At 44.3% G+C, this 24248-nt stretch carries 17 protein-coding genes; 11 read left to right on the forward strand and 6 right to left on the reverse strand.

Annotation, left to right across the window (positions count from 1 at the left end; genetic code table 11):
• Positions 1–5: 5 nt before the first annotated feature.
• Entirely contained in the window at positions 6–728 is a 723-nt protein-coding gene (locus OKW21_RS03200; RefSeq protein WP_277477216.1) for a hypothetical protein, read from the forward strand.
• An 11-nt stretch (positions 729–739) separates the two neighbouring features.
• Here OKW21_RS03200 and OKW21_RS03205 read toward each other — a convergent pair whose 3' ends face one another.
• The 3 genes from OKW21_RS03205 to xerD are packed head-to-tail and all read right to left on the reverse strand — an operon-like array spanning position 740 to position 3468.
• The gene (locus tag OKW21_RS03205; protein ID WP_277477218.1) at positions 740–1447 is read right to left on the reverse strand and encodes a 16S rRNA (uracil(1498)-N(3))-methyltransferase; all 708 of its coding nucleotides are present in this window, start codon (positions 1445–1447) and stop codon (positions 740–742) included.
• A gap of 3 nt (positions 1448–1450) precedes the next feature.
• Positions 1451–2509 (reverse strand): quinone-dependent dihydroorotate dehydrogenase, encoded by a 1059-nt coding sequence (locus tag OKW21_RS03210; RefSeq protein ID WP_277477220.1) that lies wholly within the window; start codon positions 2507–2509, stop codon positions 1451–1453.
• Positions 2510–2517: 8 nt separating this feature from the next.
• On the reverse strand, positions 2518–3468 hold the full coding sequence (gene xerD / locus OKW21_RS03215) for a site-specific tyrosine recombinase XerD (protein ID WP_277477222.1): 951 nt from the start codon (positions 3466–3468) through the stop codon (positions 2518–2520).
• Positions 3469–3729: 261 nt separating this feature from the next.
• On the opposite strand from xerD, the gene aroQ reads away from it, so the two are divergent.
• Genes aroQ through OKW21_RS03240 form a run of 5 tightly spaced genes read left to right on the forward strand, consistent with a single transcriptional unit; the run spans position 3730 to position 6718 of the window.
• Positions 3730–4161: a type II 3-dehydroquinate dehydratase gene (aroQ, locus tag OKW21_RS03220; protein WP_277477224.1), complete on the forward strand. Its 432-nt coding sequence runs from the start codon at positions 3730–3732 to the stop codon at positions 4159–4161.
• A complete protein-coding gene (locus OKW21_RS03225) occupies positions 4158–5219 on the forward strand; it encodes an aminotransferase class V-fold PLP-dependent enzyme (RefSeq protein ID WP_277477225.1) in 1062 nt (353 codons plus the stop codon). Before aroQ ends, OKW21_RS03225 begins: the two co-directional genes overlap by 4 nt.
• Before the next feature lie 46 nt (positions 5220–5265).
• Positions 5266–5838 carry a MarC family protein gene (locus OKW21_RS03230; RefSeq protein ID WP_277477227.1) on the forward strand — a complete coding sequence of 191 codons (573 nt, stop codon included), beginning with the start codon at positions 5266–5268 and terminating at the stop codon, positions 5836–5838.
• On the forward strand, positions 5838–6296 hold the full coding sequence (gene rnhA / locus OKW21_RS03235; RefSeq protein WP_277477231.1) for a ribonuclease HI: 459 nt from the start codon (positions 5838–5840) through the stop codon (positions 6294–6296). The genes OKW21_RS03230 and rnhA overlap by 1 nt, the downstream gene beginning before the upstream one ends.
• Positions 6297–6355: 59 nt before the next feature.
• Positions 6356–6718 (forward strand): HepT-like ribonuclease domain-containing protein, encoded by a 363-nt coding sequence (locus OKW21_RS03240; protein ID WP_277477233.1) that lies wholly within the window; start codon positions 6356–6358, stop codon positions 6716–6718.
• Between the two features lie 162 nt (positions 6719–6880).
• On the opposite strand, the gene OKW21_RS03245 is transcribed toward OKW21_RS03240, so the two are convergent.
• Positions 6881–8374 (reverse strand): Do family serine endopeptidase, encoded by a 1494-nt coding sequence (locus OKW21_RS03245; RefSeq protein WP_277477235.1) that lies wholly within the window; start codon positions 8372–8374, stop codon positions 6881–6883.
• Between the two features lie 351 nt (positions 8375–8725).
• On the opposite strand from OKW21_RS03245, the gene OKW21_RS03250 reads away from it, so the two are divergent.
• Together OKW21_RS03250 and OKW21_RS03255 are read left to right on the forward strand one after the other, a co-directional pair.
• Positions 8726–10156, forward strand: coding sequence for a phytoene desaturase family protein (locus tag OKW21_RS03250; RefSeq protein ID WP_277477236.1), 1431 nt, complete (start codon positions 8726–8728; stop codon positions 10154–10156).
• A 301-nt stretch (positions 10157–10457) separates the two neighbouring features.
• Positions 10458–10982: an OmpH/Skp family outer membrane protein gene (locus OKW21_RS03255; protein ID WP_277477237.1), complete on the forward strand. Its 525-nt coding sequence runs from the start codon at positions 10458–10460 to the stop codon at positions 10980–10982.
• Positions 10983–11062: 80 nt separating this feature from the next.
• On the opposite strand, the gene OKW21_RS03260 is transcribed toward OKW21_RS03255, so the two are convergent.
• Positions 11063–12661 (reverse strand): M81 family metallopeptidase, encoded by a 1599-nt coding sequence (locus OKW21_RS03260; protein ID WP_277477238.1) that lies wholly within the window; start codon positions 12659–12661, stop codon positions 11063–11065.
• Positions 12662–13035: 374 nt separating this feature from the next.
• On the opposite strand from OKW21_RS03260, the gene OKW21_RS03265 reads away from it, so the two are divergent.
• Both OKW21_RS03265 and OKW21_RS03270 read left to right on the forward strand, forming a co-directional pair.
• Positions 13036–16293, forward strand: coding sequence for a SusC/RagA family TonB-linked outer membrane protein (locus OKW21_RS03265; RefSeq protein WP_277477241.1), 3258 nt, complete (start codon positions 13036–13038; stop codon positions 16291–16293).
• 19 nt (positions 16294–16312) lie between these two features.
• Entirely contained in the window at positions 16313–17716 is a 1404-nt protein-coding gene (locus OKW21_RS03270; RefSeq protein ID WP_277477243.1) for a SusD/RagB family nutrient-binding outer membrane lipoprotein, read from the forward strand.
• Between the two features lie 497 nt (positions 17717–18213).
• Here the strand turns inward: OKW21_RS03270 and OKW21_RS03275 are convergent, their stop codons facing one another.
• Positions 18214–21435 carry a WD40/YVTN/BNR-like repeat-containing protein gene (locus OKW21_RS03275; RefSeq protein WP_277477245.1) on the reverse strand — a complete coding sequence of 1074 codons (3222 nt, stop codon included), beginning with the start codon at positions 21433–21435 and terminating at the stop codon, positions 18214–18216.
• 571 nt (positions 21436–22006) lie between these two features.
• On the opposite strand from OKW21_RS03275, the gene OKW21_RS03280 reads away from it, so the two are divergent.
• Positions 22007–24232: a hypothetical protein gene (locus tag OKW21_RS03280; RefSeq protein ID WP_277477247.1), complete on the forward strand. Its 2226-nt coding sequence runs from the start codon at positions 22007–22009 to the stop codon at positions 24230–24232.
• Positions 24233–24248 lie beyond the last annotated feature (16 nt).

Consider the following 24248-nt stretch of genomic DNA (forward strand, 5'->3'; position numbering starts at 1 on the left):
GAATCATGAAATTTTTTAAAGTTAACGTATCACTCATTTTTTTATCTCTAATTCCCCTCACAGCTTACGCACAGGAAGAAAATGCGCCTGTACATCAGCAAGAAATTGAAAAGCTAGGTAGCGATATGGCACAGAGCTATGCTTCCCGCTATGAGGGGGTAAAAGGGAGCCCTTATTTTACAGAAAAATGGATTTCAGGGGAAATAGAATTTGACGACAGAAGTAAGTACGATGACGTAGAATTGCTTTACAATGTTTATGAAGATGAGCTGCTGGCTCGCGATAAGGGAGGAAATCCAGTAATCGTTAACAAAGAGATAGTGCGTTCATTCACCATGGGGAAAAATGACAATACCAATATGGGTAACTTTCTCAAAGCAGATTACTTGGAATATGAATTGGATGATGTTGATGATAGTCAGTATGTACAGGAACTCTATAAAGGTGAAGGGGCACTATATGCCGTAAATAAGAAAAGCCTTGGTCAAAATAGTAGTGCTGAAAATAGAGGAGATACCTATGATGCGTTTACAGAACTGAAGGCTGACTATTATTTTATTTCTCCTAGTGGTAAGATTCACCAGTTAGAACCCGAACAGAATTCAATATTGAAAGCTATGAGTGCGCGTAGGGAAGCGGTAGGAAACTATATTGAGGAACAAAACCTAGATCTGAATGAAAGAAACGACCTGGTAGAACTGGTCATGTTCTATGAAATAAAAGATTGACTGTCAGGGGGCTAAAACTGTAGAATTTGCAGGCTATGGCAGGCAGCCAGCCCCGCGGTCTCAGTTCTTAGCCGGCTGTTTCCCAAGCTTACCGGGCTAAAGCCCGCTTCTAGGGCATTTTCTACTTCTTGGGGACTAAAGTCTCCTTCCGGACCGATAAGTACCACGTAGTTCTGATGTGCCTTGGCGGTATGGATAAGCTGAGGGCATGCTTCTTCTCCCAGGTAAGCGATGAACTTATGCGTATTGGTTTCTCTTTTTTGCCCCTGGACAAAATCTTTGAATTTGGTCAAAGTGCTGAACACAGGTAAGTAAGCATGTTGTGACTGCTTCATGGCACTAATAGCTTTACGTTCCAGGCGATCCATTTTCAGTACTTTCCTTTCCGAATGATCACAGAGGATAAAGCTGATCTGATGTATGCCGACCTCAACGGCTTTCTCCACAAACCACTCGGTACGATCTATATTTTTGGTAGGAGAGAGCGCAATGTGGATGTTAAAGTTATCCCGGGGAATTGTAGTTTGTTTGATAATGTCAAACTCACATTTCTTGTCATTGGCTTTAGAAATGCTGGCCTCATAAAAATGCCCTTTTCCGTCTACCACCTGAATCTGATCGCCTTCCTGTTTTCTTAACACCTTAATACAGTGCTTAGATTCGTCTCTATCTAAATAATGCGCTCCTTCACTTACAGATGGCTGGTAAAATATAAACATAGACTACTGTTGATCTGCCGTTTCTAAGCTAGCATGTTGAACGAGTGCCTTTTTAATTTCCTTCAGGACAGAGGGGCCCTCATATACAAATCCGGTATAGAGTTGTATCAAACTGGCACCGGCCTCTATCTTTTCCAATGCATCCCGGGCTGAAGCGATGCCACCTACCCCTATTATGGGAATTTGATTTCCCAACTGTCGGTGGAGATAACGAATTACTTCGGTAGAACGCTTACGAATCGCCTGACCGCTGAGTCCTCCGGCTCCTATTGCTTTCACTTTGGCGTCAGAGGTTTTTAATCCTTCGCGGCTAATGGTGGTATTGTTAGCGATAATACCATCCATTTTCAGCTCCACGCAAATCTCCACAATATCATCTAACTGATGTGGACTGAGGTCGGGAGCGATCTTGAGCAGGATAGGTTTTGCCTTGGGTTTTTGCCGGTTCAGCGAGCTTATATGGTGAAGTAACCGTTTAAGCGGTTCTTTTTCCTGTAGCTCTCTGAGATCTGGGGTATTAGGTGAGCTTACATTTACCGTAAAATAATCAACCACATCATACAGGGCTTCATAACATTTTTCATAATCATCCTGTGCCTGGGCATTGGGAGTGACTTTGTTCTTCCCAATGTTTCCCCCTACAATAATATCAGACTTTCTCTTCCTCAGTCGTTTAACCGCATCTTTCACGCCTTTGTTATTGAAGCCCATCCGGTTGACCAGGCTTTCGTCATCAGATAAGCGAAATAAACGTGGCTTAGGATTACCCTCCTGAGGCAAGGGTGTGAGCGTCCCTATTTCCACAAAGCTAAAACCCAGTGCTGCCATGGCATCAATCATTTCCGCATTCTTGTCAAAGCCGGCAGCCAACCCTATCGGGTTCTTGAATTTGAGTCCAAACAATTCTTTTTCCAGCTTGTGGTCTTCCATGCCATACATGCTATGTAAGAGAGAAGCCCCTCCCGGGCTGTGATACAACATTCGCAGCATTCGGGTAGTAAAATGATGCGCACTTTCCGGTGCCATCTGAAAAAGTAAAGGTCTTATGAGTTCTTTATACACGCTCAATATCAGTTTGGTGAGTTAAGTCTATCGTCAGCAATAGGTCTGCGGGAACGAGGGTGACAATCAGTAATCACCTGCTTCAGGTAGTCACGATCCAGGTGTGTGTAAATTTCAGTTGTAGTAATAGACACATGGCCCAGCATATCCTGCACTGCTCTCAAATTTGCCCCTCCCTCAATCAGGTGGGTAGCAAAAGAATGGCGAAAAGTATGGGGACTTACCTTTTTGTTGATGCCGGAGGCTAATGCAGCGTCCCTGATGATATAAAAGATCATGACCCGGCTCAGTTTTTTTCCCCTACGGTTAAGAAAAACAAAATTCTCGTGACCCGGCTCAATCTCCAGGTATTGCCTGATCTCCTGTATATATTGCTTGGTGAATTTTAATGCGTCTTTTCCAATGGGAACAATCCTTTCTTTACTGCCCTTTCCCAAAATTCTTAAGAAGCCGATATCCTCAAAAATATTATTCATTTTAAGTTCGGTCAACTCGGTCACCCTGAGCCCGGAACTGTAGAGCGTTTCCAGTATCGCCCGGTTTCTAAGCCCCTCAGCGGTAGAGACATCTATCGCCTCCAAAATACTTTCTATCTCAAAGTAGCTTAAGGTATCAGGCAGCTTACGGTCGAGCCGCGGGCCTTCCAGTAGTAATGCCGGGTCTTCAGGGATCAAGTCCTGTAGCAGTAGAAATTTGTAGAAGGCTTTGATCCCCGCAAGTATGCGAGCCTGCGTAGCCGCACTTAAGCCCAGGTCACAGATATGTTGTAGCATCTTCTCCAGATGATCCTGCTGTATGTCCAGAGGAGAAAGATCCAAGTCAGACATTTCTACAAACTGCTGTAGCTTCTCTATATCGCTGATGTAGGCTTTCAGGGAATTCTCAGAAAGAGAGCGTTCAAGCTTAAGGTAGTCCTCAAACTCGCTCATATATGTTTCCCATGCTTTATACTGTGTCATACCTCAATTTACTCCTTTTGGGTAAGGATAAAAATGCCGGGCTTATGGCAATATAAACGACGAATAATATTCTGCTAAAGCTGCCTCCAAAAATATTGACTAAAAACGAAAGCTTTCTATTAAAGCCAAAGATATATTTACAACAATAAATTTAAGGAGTTAAATAAATCCATCTGGCTCCGGCAAATTAAAGACATTTTCTAACTTTACAGTACTAAACGATTATGCAGTATATTTTTTTACTTACTGGACACCCAACATATGAAAGTTCTGATTATTAATGGCCCAAACCTCAATCTGCTGGGAAAGCGCGAACCCGGTATTTACGGTGCTACTTCTTTTGAAGCGTATTACAAAACGCTTGAGAAAGATTTTGCAGAACTAGCACTCAGTTATTTTCAGTCCAATCATGAGGGAGCGATAGTAGATAAGCTGCATGAGACAGGTTTTTCATACGATGGTATCGTAATGAATGCCGCTGCCTATACACATACTTCTGTGGCCATTGCCGATGCCATTTCAGCAATCAAAACTCCAGTGATTGAGGTGCATATTTCCAATGTGCATGCCCGCGAGGCGTTCCGCCATCATAGTTATCTGAGTAAAGTATGTGCCGGCGTGATTTTAGGCTTTGGGTTGGAGAGCTATCGTTTGGCAGTACAGTATTTTGCAAATCAAGCCAGATCACAATGATTTCTTTTTATCCCGGCCCTTCCAAAGTATACCCTGAAGTGCCCCGCTATGTACAGGAGGCTTACGAGCAGGGCTTACTGAGTGCCAACCATAGAAGTTCGGAATTTGTAGCCATTTCTTCCAAGACCATCAAACTGCTTAAAGAGAAACTGCACATACCTCAGGATTATATGGTGTTCTTTACTTCTTCGGCCACAGAGTGCTGGGAAATCATTAGTCAGTCACTGGTCAGTGCGGCATCTTTTCATATCTATAATGGAGCGTTTGGGCAAAAATGGTATCAGTACGCACAAAAACTCCAACCTGCCGCAAAAGGTTTTAGCTTTGGGTTGAACGAAGTGTTGGAAACAGAAGATGTGACAGTAACGGAAGAAGCAGAACTGATCGCCCTGACCCATAATGAGACCTCAAACGGGACAGCCATAAGTCAGCAACTGATCGGAGCAGTGAAAAGGCAATATCCTGATAAACTGATAGCAGTAGATGCTACTTCATCTATGGCAGGCGTAGCACTGGATTTCAGCCTGGCTGATGTCTGGTACGCTTCTGTACAAAAGTGCTTTGGCCTACCGGCGGGCATGGCAGTACTGATTTGCTCTCCCCGGGCATTGGAAAAAGCAGCTCGTTTGAAGGAGAACAAGCATTACAATAGCCTGGTATATATGCGGGAAATGATGGATAAGTGGCAGACCACTTACACTCCTAATGTGTTGAATATCTATTTGCTTAAGCGAGTAATGGAGGCACGACCCGAAATTGAAGATACAGAAAAGGTGCTGCTTAAAAGGTACAGGCAGTGGATAGAGCTACTAGGAGAGTTAGGTTATGTAAATTTAATGGTGGGCAATGATGAGCTTAGATCCAAAACAGTAATCCCATTAACAGCAGAAAAAGAAGTAATAGATAAATTGAGAGCTGACAGTAAGCAAGCTGGTATTACATTAGGAAATGGCTATGGCCAATGGAAGGAAAGCAGCCTTCGTATTGCTAACTTTCCTGCTATTGAAGAATGGGAAATAGAAAAACTCTCCAATTTCCTGAAATCTTTTTCGGTTTAGTTTTTTATCACTAGCATTGTGATTTTATAGATAGTACGCCACAAAGATGATCCACTGGAAAGAACTGATATCAGTTACACTCATATTATTTTCAGTAATAGATATACTGGGAAGCATCCCTGTCATCATAGAACTTAGAAAAAAACATGGTCATATACAGTCTGGCAAAGCCACACTGGTAGCCGGCCTGATCATGGTCTCATTTCTGTTTTTAGGTGAATCTATTTTGTCATTGTTTGGGGTAGATGTAGCTTCGTTTGCTATAGCCGGAGCTATCGTCATGTTCCTGATTGGCATGGAAATGATATTGGGCGTAGAAATATTCAAATCTGAGGCGGATACCGGTGGAGGGGGAAGCCATTCTATTGTACCTCTGGCTTTTCCTTTGCTGGCGGGAGCAGGTACTATGACTACACTGATCTCCCTTAGGGCAGCCTTTACCTATCCCAACATTCTACTCGGTATAGTAATTAATCTTATATTAGTGTTTATAGTGCTTAAATCTTCTGCCTGGTTAGAAGACAAATTAGGCCAAGCAGGGTTTAATATTTTGAGAAAAATTTTTGGCATTATACTATTGTCAATTGCCATCAAACTAGTGAAAAACCAGTTTACCTAATGATTACAATGTTCACTGACGGTGCAGCGAGAGGGAACCCGGGAAGAGGAGGATATGGCACCATACTTATTTATAAAAAACACCGGAAGGAGTTGGCTGCAGGCTACCGTCAGACGACTAACAATCGTATGGAACTATTAGCGGTGATCGTGGGTCTGGAAGCGATCAAGAAACCTGACATGAAGGTGAAAATATTCTCTGACTCACAATATGTAGTAGACGCAATCAATAAGGGTTGGGTATGGAACTGGGAGAAGAAAAATTTTAAAGACAAAAAAAACGCTGACCTCTGGAAGCGCCTTATCCCGCTATTTAAAAAGCATGATGTAGAGATTAGCTGGATCAAAGGTCACTCCGGTATACCTGAAAATGAACGCTGTGATGAGCTGGCAGTAGCTTGTGCAGACGGCGGCAACCTATTGGTAGATGAAGGATATGAGAATAGTATAAGCAAGTAGTGAACAACTTCCTGTCTCAGGAGTTTTATTTTTTTATGTTACAAAACTATTTTTTAGATATGAAGGAAGAAGATCAGATTCACCTGAATAATATCACCACCATGATAAATGAGATTGATGCTTATGTAGCCCATATGGACTACAATCAATTTTCTAAAGAAGAAAGTGTAAGGCAGTCAGTGGCAGTTAACCTGCAACAGATTGGTGAAGCATCAGATTTGCTTTCTCCTGAGTTCAAAGCTGACTTTACCGAGGTAGACTATCGTGTGCTGGATGTGCTGAAAAGAGCCAAGTTTAATGAGGCAATGGAAGTAGACCACCGCCAGATCTGGAATGTGATACAAAATGACTTACCGGAATTCCGTAATATGATAGAAACCCGTTCTGAGCAAATGGACAAAGATGAGCAGCCGGGTGAATAAATAGAGTTATTTGCCTGATTGGCGTTACAAATGCACGCGAGTTTCATCGCCAGATTTTAGCTATCCTGTCTTGCGCTCGTTTGCAAGGTGTGCATTTAATGCTAAAAAAATCCTCCTGAAGAGACTCAGGAGGATTTTTTAATTTGTACTACTTCCACTTTCTTAGAGTGGTAATCCGTAGTATTGCTTTTCATCAGGTGAGTCAGGGTAAACACCTTCTACCAATACTCCACCTCTTTCGTTTTGAATGACTTCAGTAAGGTCATCTACGTCTGTAACAGCCTTACCTGCTACTCCGGTGATGATAAATCCAGGGCGGATGCCTTGCTGTCTTAGCTTACCGGCAAATGTTCTGACAACTTTTACACCACCACTCACATTCAACTCATCCGCTTCTTCTTCAGTTAGCGACTGAAATTCCGCGCCAAGGTCTTCTAAAGCTTCTACGCGCTCTTTGGCAGCGAGCGTGGTAGTTCCATCTAGTGTTTTGAGTGTCATTTCATATTCCTGGCGCTCTCCATCACGAAGTATGATAACATTCACTTCATCACCCGGGCGTTTTCTTCCTATGTAAGAAAGCAGGTCAGAAGTCTGGGCGATTTTCTTGTTATCTACCTGAATGATAACGTCTCCCTGTTCAATGCCAGCAGAGGCAGCAGAACCACTTTCTACAACATCGGCTACATATACACCCTGATTAGTAGAAAGATCATACTCTTCAGCCATAGCAGCATTTACTTCCTGTATACTTACGCCCAGGAATCCTCTCTGTACACTTCCGTATTCTTTCAGGTCGCTTACCACTTTGGCGGCAATATTAGTAGGAACTGCAAACGCATAACCTGCATACGCACCAGTCGGGCTGGCAATCGCGGAGTTGATACCAATGAGGTCACCATCAAGGTTAACCAATGCACCACCGCTATTACCCGGATTTACCGCTGCATCCGTCTGAATGAAAGATTCAATGGCATATTGCTCATCACGAAGAATGTTAATGTTTCTTCCTGTAGCGCTTACAATACCGGCAGTAACTGTTGAATTAAGTCCTCTGAAAGGGTTGCCTATCGCAGCTACCCACTGTCCTACCTTTACATCATCTGAATTAGCAAACTTCAGGAAAGGCAATGCTTCTTCGTCAATTTTGATCAAAGCTAAGTCAGTAGTTGGGTCAGTACCAATGACAGTAGCGACATAACTTCTGTTATCTACCAATACTACAGTAAGCTCATCAGCATCAGCCACCACATGATTGTTGGTAATGATATAACCATCATCACTGATGATTACTCCTGAGCCAGAACCTACACGAGGCTGACGTTGCCCCTGCTGAGGCAACTGATCTCCGAAGAAATCTCTGAAAAACTCAGGAATTTGTTGTTGCTGCTGGCCATTATAGGCCTGAGCCTCCTGCTTTGAGGTAATATGTACAACCGCCGGAGTTGCTTTTTCAGCCGCAAGGGTAAAATCAAACGGGGCTTCAGCTGCACTGCTCGCGCTAGTGTCATCATCATAATAACTGGCTGAAACCGCCGGAAAAGCATCTGCCTCTGACTGGTTTTTGTTAAATTTATCTCCTGCAAAATACAAGAAGGCTGCGATAGTGATCAGACTGGCTATCACCGCCGAAATAACTGGAGTGATTATATTTTTCATTATATATTTAATGTTTGGGTTTAACTTAGCATCGGAAAAATTTATTACTATCCAATAACATACATACTACTTACTTATTGTGTAAAACTGGATAGTGTTTGCTCAGGTCAAGGATTTTATGGAAGTTCTATGCAAAACAACATTATATGCTGATAACTTATAGTTCCATATCCATAGCCCTAATCTTTCTTTCTCTTTGCTATCTTACTCACAATGATAATACCATCGTAAAAGTTCTTTTTTGTTCTTAAGATATTAAGTCAAAATGTCAAGAAAAACTTGATTTATGTAAAATTGTCATGAATAGGTTGTCATATTGTATAAATAAAATCATAAACAGGTATACTACACATGGAGAAATATGATGCAGTAGTAGTCGGTAGTGGTCCCAATGGTTATGCGGCTGGAATCAGGTTGCTCCAGGCTGGCTATTCAGTATTAATATTAGAAGCAAATGCTCAAAGTGGAGGGGGGGCGCGTTCCTCCGCACTTACTCTACCAGGCTATATACATGACATAGGCTCCGCTATACACCCGCTGGCTTATGCATCACCTTTCTTTAAGACTTTACCTCTTGAGCAGTTTGGCTTAAAGTGGCTTTACTCTGAAGCAGCGCTGGCCCATCCTCTTGAGCATGGTGAAACCCTCTTGATGTATCAGGATCTGAATAAAACGGCCGCGCAACTGGGCAGAGACACAGGCGCCTATACCAGACTTATGCAGCCTGCGGTAGAAAATTGGGATCAAATCGCTCCTGATTTTCTGGGAAACTTACGCTGGCCCAGCCACCCTCTCAAGCTGGCTCAGTTTGGCTTACGCGCAGTGCAGCCTTTAAGCCTACTGAATAAAATTTCTTTCAAAGAGGAACGTACCAAAGCATTGATGGCGGGCCTGGCAGCCCATGCTATGCTGCCTCTGAGCAAATGGGCTTCCTCAGGGATCGCCATGGTACTGGGAGTTTTGGCGCATAAGGTAGGTTGGCCTTTTCCGGAAGGAGGAGCGCAATCTATCACCAATGCACTTGACAGTTTATATAAGTCATTGGGCGGAGAGATACGCCTGAATACAAAAGTAAGTACAGTATCGGATATCCCTCCTTGCAAGATAATCATGCTGGACACTGCTCCCCAACTTTTGCTGGATATGAAAGGAATTCGCCTTCCCTGGGTTTATCGACAGGATCTAAAGCGCTATCAGTATGGCCAGGGAATATTTAAGCTGGATTGGGCATTGCGTGAACCTGTACCTTTTACCAATAAGGATTGCCTGAAAGCGGCTACTGTGCATTTTGGACCTACATATGGGGAAATAGCCAGATCAGAAAAAGAGATATGGAAGGGAAAACATCCTGAAAAGCCCTATGTGTTATTCGTACAGCCTTCCCTTTTTGACAAAAGCCGTGCGCCGGAAGGCAAGCATACTGCCTGGGCTTACTGCCATGTGCCCCGCTATTCTGAACAGGACATGACTGAGGTGATTGAAAACCAGATAGAACGCTTTGCCCCGGGTTTCAAAGATGTGATACTGGAAAGACATAGCATGAATACCAGGGCTGTGCAGCAGATCAGTACTAATTATATAGGGGGAGATATCAATTGCGGTGCGCAGACACTCAATCAACAGTTTACCCGCCCTGTGTATCGCCTTAACCCTTATCGTACGCCGGTGACAGGCATGTATATATGTTCATCAGCGACTCCTCCCGGAGGTGGCGTACATGGTATGGGAGGCTTCCATGCTGCTGAAACCGCGATCAGAGATTTACAGAGAAATAAGCTATAGGCTTTTTCACAAATAGTACATATTCCTTCAAAGGCTATGAGACTCAATAATTCAACTATTCCTGAAAATTAAGCGTAGGGCTCATTTTAGGAGATATGATATCTGCTATACTGTCTTCTTTTATTCTTAGATGAAGAAATCCTTATCTCTACTACATACCGGGCTGAAGAAAAGAGTTCGTATGCTTTCTTTCCATCAGTCATAAAGCCTCCTTGCCAGGAAAATAGGAGAAACCCCTAGAGGCTTACCCCTCTTTCTCGCAAAAATACCTAACTTACCAGGATATTAAACTACACAACTCATGATGATCAAGAAAACAGTCTTTACGCTGCTGTTTGTTATAGCCAGTCTGACTACCTTCGCTCAGGTTAAGATCGCTTTCGCAGAAGTAAATTATATACTCAATCAGCTTCCTGAAACTCAGACGATAGATACGCAATTGCAAGCGTTTGAGACGCAGCTCTCCAGCGAGATACAGACGATGAGCCAGCAGTTTCAGCAAAGCGTTCAGGAGTATCAGAGTAGCTCAGGCACTATGACCGATGAAGCCAAAGCTACCAAAGAGGGAGAACTACAGACTTTACAGCAGCAGATCCAGCAAAAACAGCAGGAGGCTCAGCAGAAATTACAACAGCGATATGCTGAGTTGCTTGGTCCGGTTCGGGATAAGGTAATGAATGCGATAGAAACAGTAGCTGAAGCGAATGGTTACACCCATGTTTTTGCTAAATCAATCTCCGGAAATTTGATTGCTGTCTATCCTGATGTGCAGGATAATAGCTTCTCAGATATGGTATTACAGGAACTGGGAGTCACCGTGGAATAAAACACCTTCAGACGTAATAAAAAAAATAACGCCAATCTAAACTGGCGTTATTTTTTTGAGTTTATCGCACTCGCCTCTCATTATATTTCATCTGAAGCAGGGACTAACTGAGCGTCTAACTCAGGATCTTCCATATCTTTATCCAAAGGAAATATTGGTCTCTGAAGCCTTTTGTAGTCAAGGCGTTCCAGGTCCTGATCCACCCCTCCGGGAGTCAGTGCCAGTAGCCAGTCAGCACGCATGTCATACAATTCGGGAACAAGGTAACCGATCTTCACGACTACAATATCTGTCTCTCTGGGGTATAGACCCAGATTGGTAAAATCACTTTCGTGATGGTAAGGCTTGCGTTTTTTGGTGACAATGACATGCGCACTACCTACCTTCACCACCACTTCAGTTTCGGCATCTCTGTCGCCATGTTCTATCGCTTCTACTGTACCTGCAAGACGCACCGGAGGGGCAAAGCGGTCGTCCACATTGGCACCAGCTAGTGCATCTATCTTTCCGCCAACACCAGCTTCTATTGCTTTTTCTACAAACTTAGGTCCGGGAATAGAGGCATAAATCAGGGAGGGGCCCTCAGCGGTTTTGAACTCAGGTCGCTCCAGTATTTCTTTCAATGTCCAGGTGACGTCACCGGCACCTCCGGCAGTTGGGTTATCGCCCGAATCGCTGATCATAAAAGGTTGTTTATCACTGACTACTGCCTTGTCCAGGGCTTCGTGTAGAGTAGCGGTAGGCGCTACGAATTCAAATTCATTTCTAACTTCCCAGAAGCTTTTGGCTAGTTTTTCAGCAGCACTGCTCACTTTTTCCTGGTCATCACCGGTCACCATCACCACTCCGTGGTTGCGTGGTTCGTCAGCCCAGGGGTAACCCATCCAGATGGCTGCGTCAATCACTCCTTCCTGCTGGGTAGCGGGATCAACCTGGGCATACAGGCTTTTACCCGGTTCTATACGTGTACTGGTTTTTTCTCCCGGCAGCAGGATAGGCACTCGTATCCAGGCTTTATAAGCAGGCTTCCCTTTGCCATTTTCCAGTCGGGTGAGCAGATTATCCAGCGCCCTTTCTTTAGACTCCAGCGCATCTTCGTGAGGCGCCATACGGTAGCAGGTGATCAGGTCAGTATGCTGAGCCAGTCGCATGGAAACATTACCATGTAAATCCATGGAGGTAGAAATGAGTGTTTCAGTGCCGACTACTTCACGTATTCTTTTGATATAATCTCCTTCAGGATCGTCAAGTCCTACTACACTCATCGCTCCGTGTATATCCAGAAACAGACCATCATAAGGGAGGTTTTCCTCAAGCCTTTCCAGGGTTTGGTTTACCAATGACTCGTAAGTTTCGCGGGTCACTGCTCCTCCGGGGATGGATTTACCTACTACGGTAGGGAACCACACTGCCCGATTCCGATGGGGCTCATCCTGAGATAAAAAGGGATAACGGCTGAAAACTTCATCTCCATATCTGGCATGAAAAGCTTCTTCATGAGTAAGTGCTGGTGAAAAGGTACTGGATTCTATGCCCAGGCCGGCAATAGCCACTCTCGGCAGCGTTTCCTGCGGGCTCCCCGATTCGGCTTCCTCTGCCTCTTTATTGGAGGTGCAGGAATAAAATGTGAAAGAAATGAGGAGAAAAAAAGTTGTGGTCAGATAGCAAACAAATTTCATGTATAGCGTATTTGGTAAAAATTTTTAGAACCGGAAATATAAATAATTTTTGATTGACAAATTAGTCCTGCCTACTAAGCCGGTACATAGGGTTTATCAGTGAACATGAATGCTTTCCAGAAAACAGCCTTGATTTCATATTGAGTGGCCAAAAGCAAAACCCAGGTTTTATAATCAATTCTTTACTTTTCTCATACTATGGTTCTCACAATTATTCAGGCGATTCTTTAAAAGAATAATCGCTCTCAGTGCATAATATTACGAAAATTTAATATTGACTTTGGTTAAAATTTTAGAATTTAATTTTAATTTATACATTTATATTAGAATATTATTCCAATATTAAAATCATTACTTAACTAATCTACTGCGTTATGAGAAAAGTTCTACTCATTTATTTTGTTCTTCTAAGCACTTTTCAGCTATACGCCCAGGAGCGTATAATATCCGGGAAAGTAAGCAGCGAAGAAGACGACTCTCCCATACCGGGAGCAAATATAATCGTCAAAGGAACCACTACTGGCACGTTGACGGATATTTCCGGCAGTTATAGCTTATCCGTACCCGAAGATGCTTCTACGCTTGTTTTCTCCTTCATCGGGATGACCACCATGGAAGTAGATATTAATGGACAAAGCGAGATTGATATCCAATTAGCTACAGATGCCAAGGAGCTCTCGGAAGTGGTGGTGACTGCCCTGGGGGAGCGGGTAGACAGAGATGAACTTGGCACAGCGATCACTTCTGTAGAAGGGCAAAAAATAGCCGAGTCTGGTGAAACCAGTGCGCTTACAGGATTGAGTGGAAAAGCTGCCGGAGTTCAGATCACCCGTTCCGGTGGAGATCCCGGGGCCGGTGCTTTTATACAGATAAGAGGACAAAATACCATCAATGGACTATCTCAACCCCTGATCGTAATTGACGGTATCCCCATGAGCAACAGCAGCGAAGGCTCAGAAGAAGTGATGCAGCAGTCACGGCTCAATGACCTTAATCCTGCGGATATTGCATCTATGGAAATCCTGAAAGGAGCTTCGGCGGCGGCCCTCTGGGGAACAAGAGCGGCCAATGGAGTAATCATGATAACCACTAAACAGGGGGAGGATACCGAAGGAAAAGTGAATATTGATTTTTCTTCTACCTTTTCTATAGATAAGATAAACAAACTCCATCCGATCCAATCTTCATATGGACAAGGCACCGGCGGTATGTACGACATGTTTACAACTCGCTCCTGGGGAGATAAAATTGCCGACAGATCAGGCGGTGAAGATGTCTACATCACTGACCCTAACGATCCTGCTTATGCCGGCTATGTGACATTTCCCGACGGTACTCGCAAGTATGTCATTCCAGGGGGGACAGAAGAAAACCCTCACGGCGGTAAAAACTCTCAATTTATTGATGATCATACCAATGATGTTTTCAGAACCGGTTATTATACGGATAATAATCTGGCGGTTTCTGGTGGCAATACCAATACCAATTTTTATCTGAGCCTGGCAAATCTTAACCAGAAAGGAATAATTGAGGGGAATAGTGATTATGTGAAAAACAGCATTCGCTTTAATGTAAACAGTAATCTGACAGACTGGCTAACGGTGAGGGTAAATAGTAATTACATTAGCATGAACTCTAACCGGGTACAGCAGGGCGATAATGTAAATGGGCTGCTGCTGGGCATGCTGCGTACTCCACCTGATTTCAATAACGATTATGATGTGGGTGATTATACAGACCCTGCTGGTAACACCTATGTGGATCGGCATATTGCTTTCAGAAATCCTCTGGGAATCAGCGATAACCCTGGCTTTTCTAATCCGGTCTGGAACGTGCACAATATTGACAATACCACGAATGTAGACCGCATTCTGGGTAATGTGGAACTGTCTATCAATCCAACAGACTGGCTAAGCATTACCGGCCGCTCAGGAATTGACAATTTTGTTGATAAGCGAGTATATGACTTTCCGATTTATTCGGCAGCCAATACCACTGGTGAACTCACTCAACAATATATCACGGAGCGTCAGTTCAATAATGATTTGTTTGCCCGGGTAACCAAGCAGGTTAGTTCATCTTTGTCAGTACGTGCTTTGGTTGGGGCAAACTATAATAGCCGCTATTATGAAAATGTAGATGTGTCACTCAACAACTTCATTATTCCGGATGCTCCTCCTTTACTGAACAATGCGCTAAACAGCAATTTAAGCGCTGAAAATGAGACCCGGCTCATCAGAACGTATGCCTACTATGCTCAGCTGAATTTTGATATCATGAATATGCTGTACCTGGAATTTACCGGAAGAAATGAAAGTGCCTCAACTTTTGGTACACAGGCCGAAAACAGTTTCTTCTTCCCTTCTGCTTCCATGGCCTGGCAGTTTACCAATCTGCCCGGTTTTCCGGAAGCTTCCTTTCTAAGTTTTGGTAAGTTAAGAGCCAGCTATGGAGAGGTAGGGATTCAGCCCAGACCTTATCTGACCACCACTCCTTTTAACCTGGCCAACTACAATGTGCCTTATGCTTCTAACCTGATAGGAAGTAGCGACAATTATCAGGGGGCTTATATCCGGGATTATACCTCTGGAAACTTTGGTTTGAAGCCTGAACGCAAAGCTGAGTTTGAAATCGGAACAGACCTCAGATTTTTTAATGACAGGCTGAACCTGAGTGCCACCTATTATAAAAATGATACCCGTGACGTTATTATGGAGCTTACCACTTCACCTTCTACCGGCTTTACCTCTTCATGGGAAAATGCGGCTCATCTGCAAAACAAAGGGGTAGAAATTGAACTGGGTTACGATATTTTCAGTAGACCCAATTTCTCCTGGAATATAGCTGGAAATTACTCATTTAACCGAAATGAAGTCATATCTCTGGCAGGTTCTGATGCCCAGGAAATAGGATACCGTTCTGCTATTATTGAAGGACAGCCCTTCGGAGTTTTCTATGGGGTAGATTTTGCAAAAGATGAAAATGGAAACTATGCGCTGGATGAGAATGGTTTCCCAACAGTAGGTACTTCTAATGAAGTACTTGGAAATCCTAATCCAGCCTGGCAGGCTGGTTTAAACAATGCTTTCAGGTTCAAAAACATCACATTTTCCTTCCTTTTCAGCGGTGTGTTTGGCAATGACATCTGGTCAGGCGCACGAGGAGCCTTGTTCAACTATGGTACCCATGCCCTGATTGGTAAAGAAAGGGTGTCTGACGTAGATCTCGTTACCAATACTGGCGTAGTGATACCAGCCGGAACGCCGTTCAGAGGTAACATTGGTGACTTTGGTGGAGGTCCGGTAGCCCTCACTGAAACATGGTATAATGGTGGTGGAGGCGGTGCTTTTGATGGCGCTTCGGACGGACAATTTGTCTTTGATGGCTCTCACATCCGCCTGCGTCAGGTCTCATTGAGCTATACCCTTAACACCCCAGGCTTCCGGGACTTTACCAAGCTCAGTTCGGTAGAGATTGGTTTTACTGGACGTAACCTGGGGCTCTGGACAGACTATATAGGGGTAGACCCTGAGTCCAACCAAACCCAGGCTGATTCTCAGGCAAGAGGCGAAGACTGGTTTGTCAACCCCAGTACCAAGTCTTATATCTTCTCAATTCGCATTAGTTACTAACCATTAACCTACTATTGACATGAAATCCAGCATAAAATATATACTGCTTTTATTAGCTTTCTTGTTAGGGGCCTGTGAAGATGTGTTTGATCACGAACTGATTACCACTAATCCGAATGCGGTGACCCGGGAATCCGTCCCTATGGAAACCTTATTATCAGGCACCTTATTGGGAGTAACTGCCCTGCATGAGGATACCGATACCAGAATTTCCTATATGTGGTCTGGTCAGATGACCGGCGCTGCCCGGCAGCACCTGGCTTTTTCCCAGTACATTGTCTCAGCAGATAGGTTCACCTGGGATGACTATTATGCTACTGGGGCTGATGCCAGAATTGTGCAGGAAAAAGCTGATGAAAATGGAGACAGCTGGCATAAGGGAATCGCCCAGGTAGCCGAGGCTCTCATCATTGCCAAGCTTACCTCCTTCTGGGGAGATGTACCCTACAGTCAGGCTTTTAACATTGATGAGTATCCATCACCGGTATACGATAGTCAACCAGATGTATACAGTCAGTTGCAAACTACTTTGGATGTGGCGATTGAGAATCTTTCAGTGAGCTCAGGTACCAGTCCGGGAAGCAACGATATTATTTATGGAGGAGATGTAGACAAATGGGTCAGAGCAGCTTACACTCTGAAAGCCCGCCTCTATATGCACTTGGGAGAATATGAAGCTGCGGTAGAAAATGCGTTACAGGGAATCAGCACTCCGGAAGAGGATGCTTTAGCACCTCATGGCAACAGCCAGGGCATTGATCAGAATTCAAATTATGCGTTTTTTGTAGTTACCCGTTCTGGTGATACCAATTTTAGCCCTCCGGCTGTCTTGCCTACCTTAATGGAGCCTAACAGAAATGCTAAGACAGATGATACAGCCCTGTATAATCATTTCTTCCAGTTTGGCCTCATCCAAAGTGGAGTGCTGGATGCCAATGTAAACCCTGATGGCTTCTTTGCCGCTGATGCTTACCAGCCCCTGCTCACTTACTATGAGAATCAACTGATACTGGCCGAGTCCTATGCAAGACTTAATGATTTACCCGCTGCTTTAGAAGCCTTGAACTCTGTACGTTCCGTACTTTCTACCGGATACATTAATGGGAAGTACATCAGTGAAGATAACCTGGCTTCGGGTATCAAATATGAGCCTTATGTACTGGGAGACTTTTCAGGACAGACTGATCTACTATATGAAATCATGCTCACCAAGTATATGGTAAGCCTTTCTCAGTATGAGTCTTTTAATGATGTGAGAAGGTTGAAAGTGGCCAGTCCGGTGGTAACATTACCAGTAGAGCCTATCGTTTCTACCCGAACCGGTAATCTACCCGGTAAATACATTTATCCTACTGCTGAGATCACTACGAACCCTAATATTCCTGAGGTTACTGATCAGTTTGAAACACTGCCCATCTTTTAAGCTTGTTTTCTCTTAACTTTCTGATATACTTTAGAGGCTGCTCCGATTGGGGTGGTCTCTATTTTTTTGTCAGACCTTAAGGTTATACCTGAAAGAGAATAAGCTGCTTTTGGTGGTGTGATTCCAAATACCAGCACTCCATTATGGATGTTCCACATTGGGTGCTCTTTTCCTTAAAATTCCGCTAAGGGGTATAAAATGTTGCACATCAACATTCTACAGCAAAGAAATGCCTTGTTGTTTATGCTCTACTACTAAAAGCGAATGGATAGATAAAGCAGCTAGATAATTTATCCTTCCAGAAAGGAAAGTCTTTCAACACTCAAGTTAAAGTTCGTCAACGCAAAAAAAAGGGAGCATCTCAAGTTCATCCTGAGTGTTGGCAAAGCATCTTTTTACTCTTTAACCAATAGTTTAGAGAATTAAAAAAGATGCTCCACTTTGTTCAGCATGACTTATGAGATGTTACCCTTTTTGAGTAAAGGGAGAAGTGTTAATTATCTGCTCACGGTAAGCGGCCCGATTTCATTGTCTTGTAAGGTGTCAATCAGTTCTTTCATAGGGCCTTCCATATAAGTATTCCACTCTCCCTGCACCGCTTCCCATCGGGCGTGCAATTCTTCATATACTTCTACATGTTGGTTTGCCGGCCTGAAATCGGCTGTGGCCACGGCTGATGATAGGTAAGATAGTTTTTCCAATAGCATACCCGGAAAGCGTACTCCATCCTGACCAGTACCAGTACGTTTGAGTTGAATCATTTTGTTTTCAAGCACCAAGACCGTACTATCAACAGATGCCAGTTGTAGGTGAACTTCTTCCATATCTCCAGAAAGCAAAGGCTTTAAATCCAGCAACTGTCTGCGGATTTTTTCTGCTTTATTTACCGTTAGTGAGATATCCTCTATGTCTTGCTTGATTTTAGTCAATAATTCGTCTTGCAATTCAATATCTTCCAGCGTGCCTTCCGAATTCGGATCTTTGAGTACTTTAATCGTTTGAGTCTGTACCTCATCACCGATCATTAAATGCACCTGATAAGTTCCCGGGGGTACGAGCTTAGACATAGGAGAGAGCGGGGCTTCTCTGGTTCTGTCTTCCTCCATCGGAAACCAGTCCGCATACATGGGTTTGGTTCGCATCACCAGCTCAGTAGTTGGGTTATCATTAAAATCCCACCATAAACGGTTGAAGCCTGCTTTTCCCTCATGCTCCATAGTCCGCAGGGTATCGCCTGACTGATCTGTAATGACCAGCGAAATGCTGTCTTTCATCGTGTCTGCCATTTCTTCAGACAGCCAATAGTTCAGCGATGCTCCGAATGGAGGGTCAGTACCAAAGGTGGGTTCATCAAAGAATTGCATGATCCCGGTTACAGGATGAAAGCGGTAGGCATCTTTGGGCGCAAATAAATGGGCGTCGGATGCAGCTACTTCATCCGTAAATTGCTGTATGGGAGTAAGGTCATCCAGTATCCAGATGCCACGACCGTAAGTGCCCACGACCAGGTCATTGAAATGTTCAGGAATGTCCATCCAGTACATAGGGCTGGCGGGTAGGTTTGTCATCAGTGATTGCCACTGTCCTCCATTGTCAAGAGACACATACAGTGCGTTTTCTGTACCGAGATAAAGCAAACCAGGACGTGTAGGATCTTCTTTGATCATACGGCAGTAGCTAAGTTGAGAGTCTTCAATGCCATGGGTGATCTTCTCCCAGCTTTTACCATAGTCTGTAGTACGGTAGACGTAAGGCCTAAAGTCACCCATTTCATGCGCATCCACGGTCATGTAAGCGGTCCCTTCTTCATGCGTAGAGGCTTCAATATTTCTGACAGCCCCATACTCAGGCATGTCCGGCACATTGGCAGTCAGGTTTTCCCAGTTCTCTCCATTATCGCGACTGACATGAATCAGTCCATCATTGGTACCTGCCCAGAATAAACCTTCTTTTAGGGGAGACTCTTCAAAAGCATAAATCACATTCGCATATTCCACACCGATGTTATCGCCGGTTAGCCCACCGGAAAACTGCTGCTTGGACTTATCATTGAGCGTGAGGTCGGGGCTGATAATCTCCCAGGATTGCCCCCCGTTTTGTGTACGGTGTACAAACTGACTGGTGACATATACTGTGTTATGGTCATGGGAGGATACAAGTAAAGGGAATGTCCACTGGAAGCGATATTTTACATCGGCGGCAGCGCTTCCCGCGGTATTTTCAGGCCATACTTCTACCTGACGAAATTGTCTACTCTCTTCATTATAACGAACAACCACACCGCCCAGGGCTCCTGATCCCGAAGCGCTAGACCATACAATATCAGGATTGCTGGGATCAGGGGTTGCAAAACCACTTTCTCCTCCACCTAAGTCATGCCACATGCCGGAAGGGATAAAAACACCGCGAAAGCTTTTTGTCCGGCTACGGCTGGGGCCTTTCATAGAGGGACCATCCTGCCGGTTGGTCAGCACATTATATGGAATCTCAGTGTCGGTGGTAACATGATAAAGCTGTGCGATGGGAAGCTCCATGCGAAACCAGGATTTGCCTCTGTTCTGGCTGATGGCAAGGCCACCATCTCCCACTACGATCTGGCGGTTGCCATCAGTTGGGTCAATCCACATTTCGTGATGATCCCAGTTGGGAGCCTTCTGTCTTTCTATAGCATGAGCAGTAGCCCCACCATCTATGCTGGTATAAAAGCTTGCTGCCATAAAGTAAATCTCGTTGGGATTATCAGGCGAGGCTTTGGTGCGGGTATAGTAAGCCCCTCTGCCTCCAAGGTTGCGGTTGGAGTTGATCAGGCTAAAAGAATTACCACGATCTTCTGACCGCCATAATTCGCCGCTATTGGTAGGTTCACCATTCAAAGGCACGCCATCTCCGGTTTCAATAAGGGCAAAAAGGCGTCCCTGCTTGGCAGCAGTCATGCTCAGGGCGATTTTGCCTACATTCCCTTCGGGCAGGCCATTGCCTTCCAGCTTTTCCCAGCTCGCACCGGCATCCAGAGAGCGGTAAATTCCTCCACCGGGACCTCCACTGGTTCGTGTCCAGGGTTTGATTTCCAGGTGCCACATGCCGGCAAAAAGGATGCGGGGATTATGAGGATCCATCACCAGATCAGAAGCACCGGTGCTATCGTTGACATGGAGTACATTCTCCCACGTCTTTCCTCCGTCCGTACTCTTATAAATCCCTCTTTCCTTTTGTGGCGTAAAACCGTGGCCCAGGGCAGCCACATATACAATGTCCGGGTTTTCAGGGTGAACCACTATCCTGCTGATCCTTGAAGTCTCTTTCAAACCCAGATATTCCCAGTTTTCCCCGCCGTCAGTAGATTTATATACTCCTTCACCTATAGAAACATTGGAGCGGATAAAAGATTCTCCGGTACCCGCATAGATAATCTCGGGATCAGATTCAGCCAAAGCCAGCGCTCCGATGGAGTGCACCGACTGATCGTCAAAAACAGGCTTCCAGTCAAGGCCGCCATCAGTGGTTTTCCAGATACCGCCGGATGCCGCGCCTACATAGTATACCATTGGGTCTTCGGGAACTCCGGCTACTGAAATAACACGGTTACCCACCGGGCCGATGTGGCGAAACTCAAGTTGCTCCATCTGTTGAGGCTGGAGTTTCTGGGCAATGAGCTTTACATTGAGTAATGTGCTGGCGAAAAGTACCAGCATTGATAGTTTGAAAAAGCGTTTCATCATAAGTTTAAGTTAGGCTTAAGGTTTACTTGCTGAAAGTACTAAACAGGGATTATGCAACAAAGGTGTTTTGGATAAAATTTCAAAATTATATACTGAAATAGATTTAAATACTTTTAATAAATTTTATTATTGAATATTAATTCAATATTATATTTCCAGTATGTGATTGCTTTTATATATTGCGTGCTCACTATAAAAGAACGCGCTGCTTTTTGGTTAATGGTGGAGCAACAAGTTGTTTCAGAAGGGAAGGCTGGGAGAAAGCAGAACATGAGTTTCCATGAGAATAGCTTGCCCTCCAGGACGAAAATCAGGCAACATCATGGGTAAGAGCACGGCAAGAGCTTAGCAGAATAAATAATGAGACAGAATTAGGTTAGGTTTTGCTTATTAACATCGCTAGATATCAGCAATTTAATAACATGCAACTTTTAGCCAACCTCTGTACCCTGACGACAGGTGCTAGTCATGCTGTCAGGAGTCAGGGTGAAACTGTTATTCTACTTAAGCCAGCCGCATTAAAATTTACGAACTAATAGAATTTTCACATTTCATTAAAAAGATATTGAGAATGGACAGAAGGTCCCTGACGGCTACACCCCTCCCAGCTTTTCTGATTTTCAGCGCTATCGTATCGGGCATTGCCGGCTATCATTTCCAAACAAGTCTGCATCCGCTACTCATGATGGGGTTGGGTGCTATTATTGGCCTGCTGGCTAATCTCCTGTTTTACTACCTGATCAAATACTCAGGAAAAGCCTTAAGGCAGATTTCTATGGGCCTGATGGCGGCTGTTTTGAGCACAGTAGCGGCTCTCATTCTGGTAAAAACCTATGCTTTTCGCTGGCCAGACCAGGTCTTTTACATCGCTGCGCTTCTGGGGATTATATGCTCCATCATCAGCTTCTATAGTTTCAAAAAGTTATCAGTAGACCAAAAATCTGTGCGAGCCTGGATAGGAGTGGTGATTGTTGTACTATGTGCAGGCGGTGGCATATACTGGCTGTTGCAGGAAGGTCATGATCCCTATGCCGAAACATTAGCGCCGTTTTTTGAAGATGTAAAAGTAAGTACATTGTCTGAGCAGGGACTGGAAGGTCCTGGCTCACAGGGAAAATATGCAGTTCAGATATTCACTTATGGAAGCGGTAATGATCAGAAAAGAGAAGAATACGCCAAAGCAGTAAAGTTCAAAACCCCAACGGTAGACGCCAGCTTACTGCTTCCTGAATGGAAGGGTGACAAAAAAAAGTGGCGTGAACGCTACTGGGGATTTGGCGTTACTGACTTTCCTTTGAATGGACGGGTGTATATGCCGGAAGGAGATGGCCCTTTTCCGTTGGTATTGATTGTACATGGGAACCACAGCATGATAGATTATTCAGATGGAGGCTATGCTTATCTGGGAGAACTACTGGCAAGCCGTGGTTTTATTACCGTTTCGGTAGATGAAAATTTTATCAATGGGCATTGGTCAGGAGATTTCAGAGGTAAAGAAATGCCAAGCCGGGCATGGCTGCTGCTGAAACATTTGGAGCAGTGGGAAAAATGGAACAATAGCCCGGAGCACGAGCTCTCTGGAAAAATTGACATGGACAATATCATGCTGATCGGGCATTCCCGGGGAGGCGAGGCGGTGTCTATCGCAGCTGCGTTTAATGAACTGAAATACTTTCCTGATAATGCTGAGGAAACGTTTGACTTCAACTTCAACATAAAAGGTGTGGTAGCAATCGCTCCCACCGATTATCGTTACCACCGACAAGTCAATTTAGAGAATGTCAATTACTTATCACTGCAAGGCTCATATGATGCTGATGAGGTGAGCTTCTGGGGGCTGCGTACTTATCGCCGCCTGACTTTCAGTGAAAGTAGCAATTTTTTCAAGGCAGGTGTGTATATCCATCAGGCCAATCATGGGCAATTTAATGCAAGCTGGGGCAGGGCAGACTTTGGTGCTCCTGCCAAGTGGTTATTAAACACCGAACCTATGCTTACGGGCGAAGCGCAGCGGGAGGCGGCAAAAGTCTTTATCAGTGCATTTGCTGAGGCAGCTTTGCATAATGATCATAGCTATCTGCCCCTCTTCAAAAATGTGGCATTAGCCAGAGACTGGCTTCCCGAAGAATATTACCTTACGCATTTTCATAGTCAGCATACCGAAACGCTGGTAGATTTTGAAGGTGACATGGATCTGACGACTGCCAAAGAAAATATGAGATTGCAAGCAGAAAATGCAGCCATCTGGAGAGAAGAAAACCTGAGCACGCGCGATGGGGGTAGCCAGCAGAATAATGCTGTGGTACTGGGCTGGGATTATGGGAAGCAGATGAATCCTGACACTCTTGCCAGCTATGCAGTCACTCTGCCTGATAGCTTAGGCGTTACAATAGATAGTAGTGGAAGCATGCTGCTTACGCTGGCTGCCGGAGATTATCACGAACTGAAAAACAAAGAGGGACAGCCAGCTTCTGAAGAAAGAAAAGAGCCTGCCCTTGATTTCAGCATCCTGCTTTCCGACCAAAATGGCAATAGCGCACGTATGCAGCTTAGTGATGAAAAAAAGCTGGCTCCCATGTTAAAAACCAGGTTTATGAAGACCGCCTCGCTGAGCAAAGACATGATAGGAGATGAATGGGAAGTACAGCCGGAAACCTTTCATCTGCCGCTCTCTAAATTTCAGCAAAACGATTCCTCTTTCAATATTCAGCAGCTAAAGAAAGTTGAATTAATATTTGACCAGAGCAACTATGGTGTAATCATCCTGGACGATATAGGATTTGAAACCATAAAGTAAACAGGAAATACTGCTA

This window comes from Catalinimonas alkaloidigena (assembly GCF_029504655.1).
GTDB lineage: Bacteria > Bacteroidota > Bacteroidia > Cytophagales > Cyclobacteriaceae > Catalinimonas > Catalinimonas alkaloidigena.

Excerpts from the sequence above, each read along its gene's own strand:
- OKW21_RS03265 (WP_277477241.1), top strand. The coding sequence starts at position 13,036 with ATGAGAAAAGTTCTACTCATTTATTTTGTTCTTCTAAGCACTTTTCAG.
- OKW21_RS03275 (WP_277477245.1), bottom strand. The coding sequence starts at position 21,435 with ATGATGAAACGCTTTTTCAAACTATCAATGCTGGTACTTTTCGCCAGC.
- aroQ (WP_277477224.1), top strand. The coding sequence starts at position 3,730 with ATGAAAGTTCTGATTATTAATGGCCCAAACCTCAATCTGCTGGGAAAG.
- OKW21_RS03205 (WP_277477218.1), bottom strand. The coding sequence starts at position 1,447 with ATGTTTATATTTTACCAGCCATCTGTAAGTGAAGGAGCGCATTATTTA.
- OKW21_RS03245 (WP_277477235.1), bottom strand. The coding sequence starts at position 8,374 with ATGAAAAATATAATCACTCCAGTTATTTCGGCGGTGATAGCCAGTCTG.
- OKW21_RS03240 (WP_277477233.1), top strand. The coding sequence starts at position 6,356 with ATGAAGGAAGAAGATCAGATTCACCTGAATAATATCACCACCATGATA.
- OKW21_RS03270 (WP_277477243.1), top strand. The coding sequence starts at position 16,313 with ATGAAATCCAGCATAAAATATATACTGCTTTTATTAGCTTTCTTGTTA.
- OKW21_RS03280 (WP_277477247.1), top strand. The coding sequence starts at position 22,007 with ATGGACAGAAGGTCCCTGACGGCTACACCCCTCCCAGCTTTTCTGATT.
- rnhA (WP_277477231.1), top strand. The coding sequence starts at position 5,838 with ATGATTACAATGTTCACTGACGGTGCAGCGAGAGGGAACCCGGGAAGA.
- OKW21_RS03230 (WP_277477227.1), top strand. The coding sequence starts at position 5,266 with ATGATCCACTGGAAAGAACTGATATCAGTTACACTCATATTATTTTCA.
- OKW21_RS03200 (WP_277477216.1), top strand. The coding sequence starts at position 6 with ATGAAATTTTTTAAAGTTAACGTATCACTCATTTTTTTATCTCTAATT.
- OKW21_RS03260 (WP_277477238.1), bottom strand. The coding sequence starts at position 12,661 with ATGAAATTTGTTTGCTATCTGACCACAACTTTTTTTCTCCTCATTTCT.
- xerD (WP_277477222.1), bottom strand. The coding sequence starts at position 3,468 with ATGACACAGTATAAAGCATGGGAAACATATATGAGCGAGTTTGAGGAC.
- OKW21_RS03225 (WP_277477225.1), top strand. The coding sequence starts at position 4,158 with ATGATTTCTTTTTATCCCGGCCCTTCCAAAGTATACCCTGAAGTGCCC.
- OKW21_RS03255 (WP_277477237.1), top strand. The coding sequence starts at position 10,458 with ATGATGATCAAGAAAACAGTCTTTACGCTGCTGTTTGTTATAGCCAGT.
- OKW21_RS03250 (WP_277477236.1), top strand. The coding sequence starts at position 8,726 with ATGGAGAAATATGATGCAGTAGTAGTCGGTAGTGGTCCCAATGGTTAT.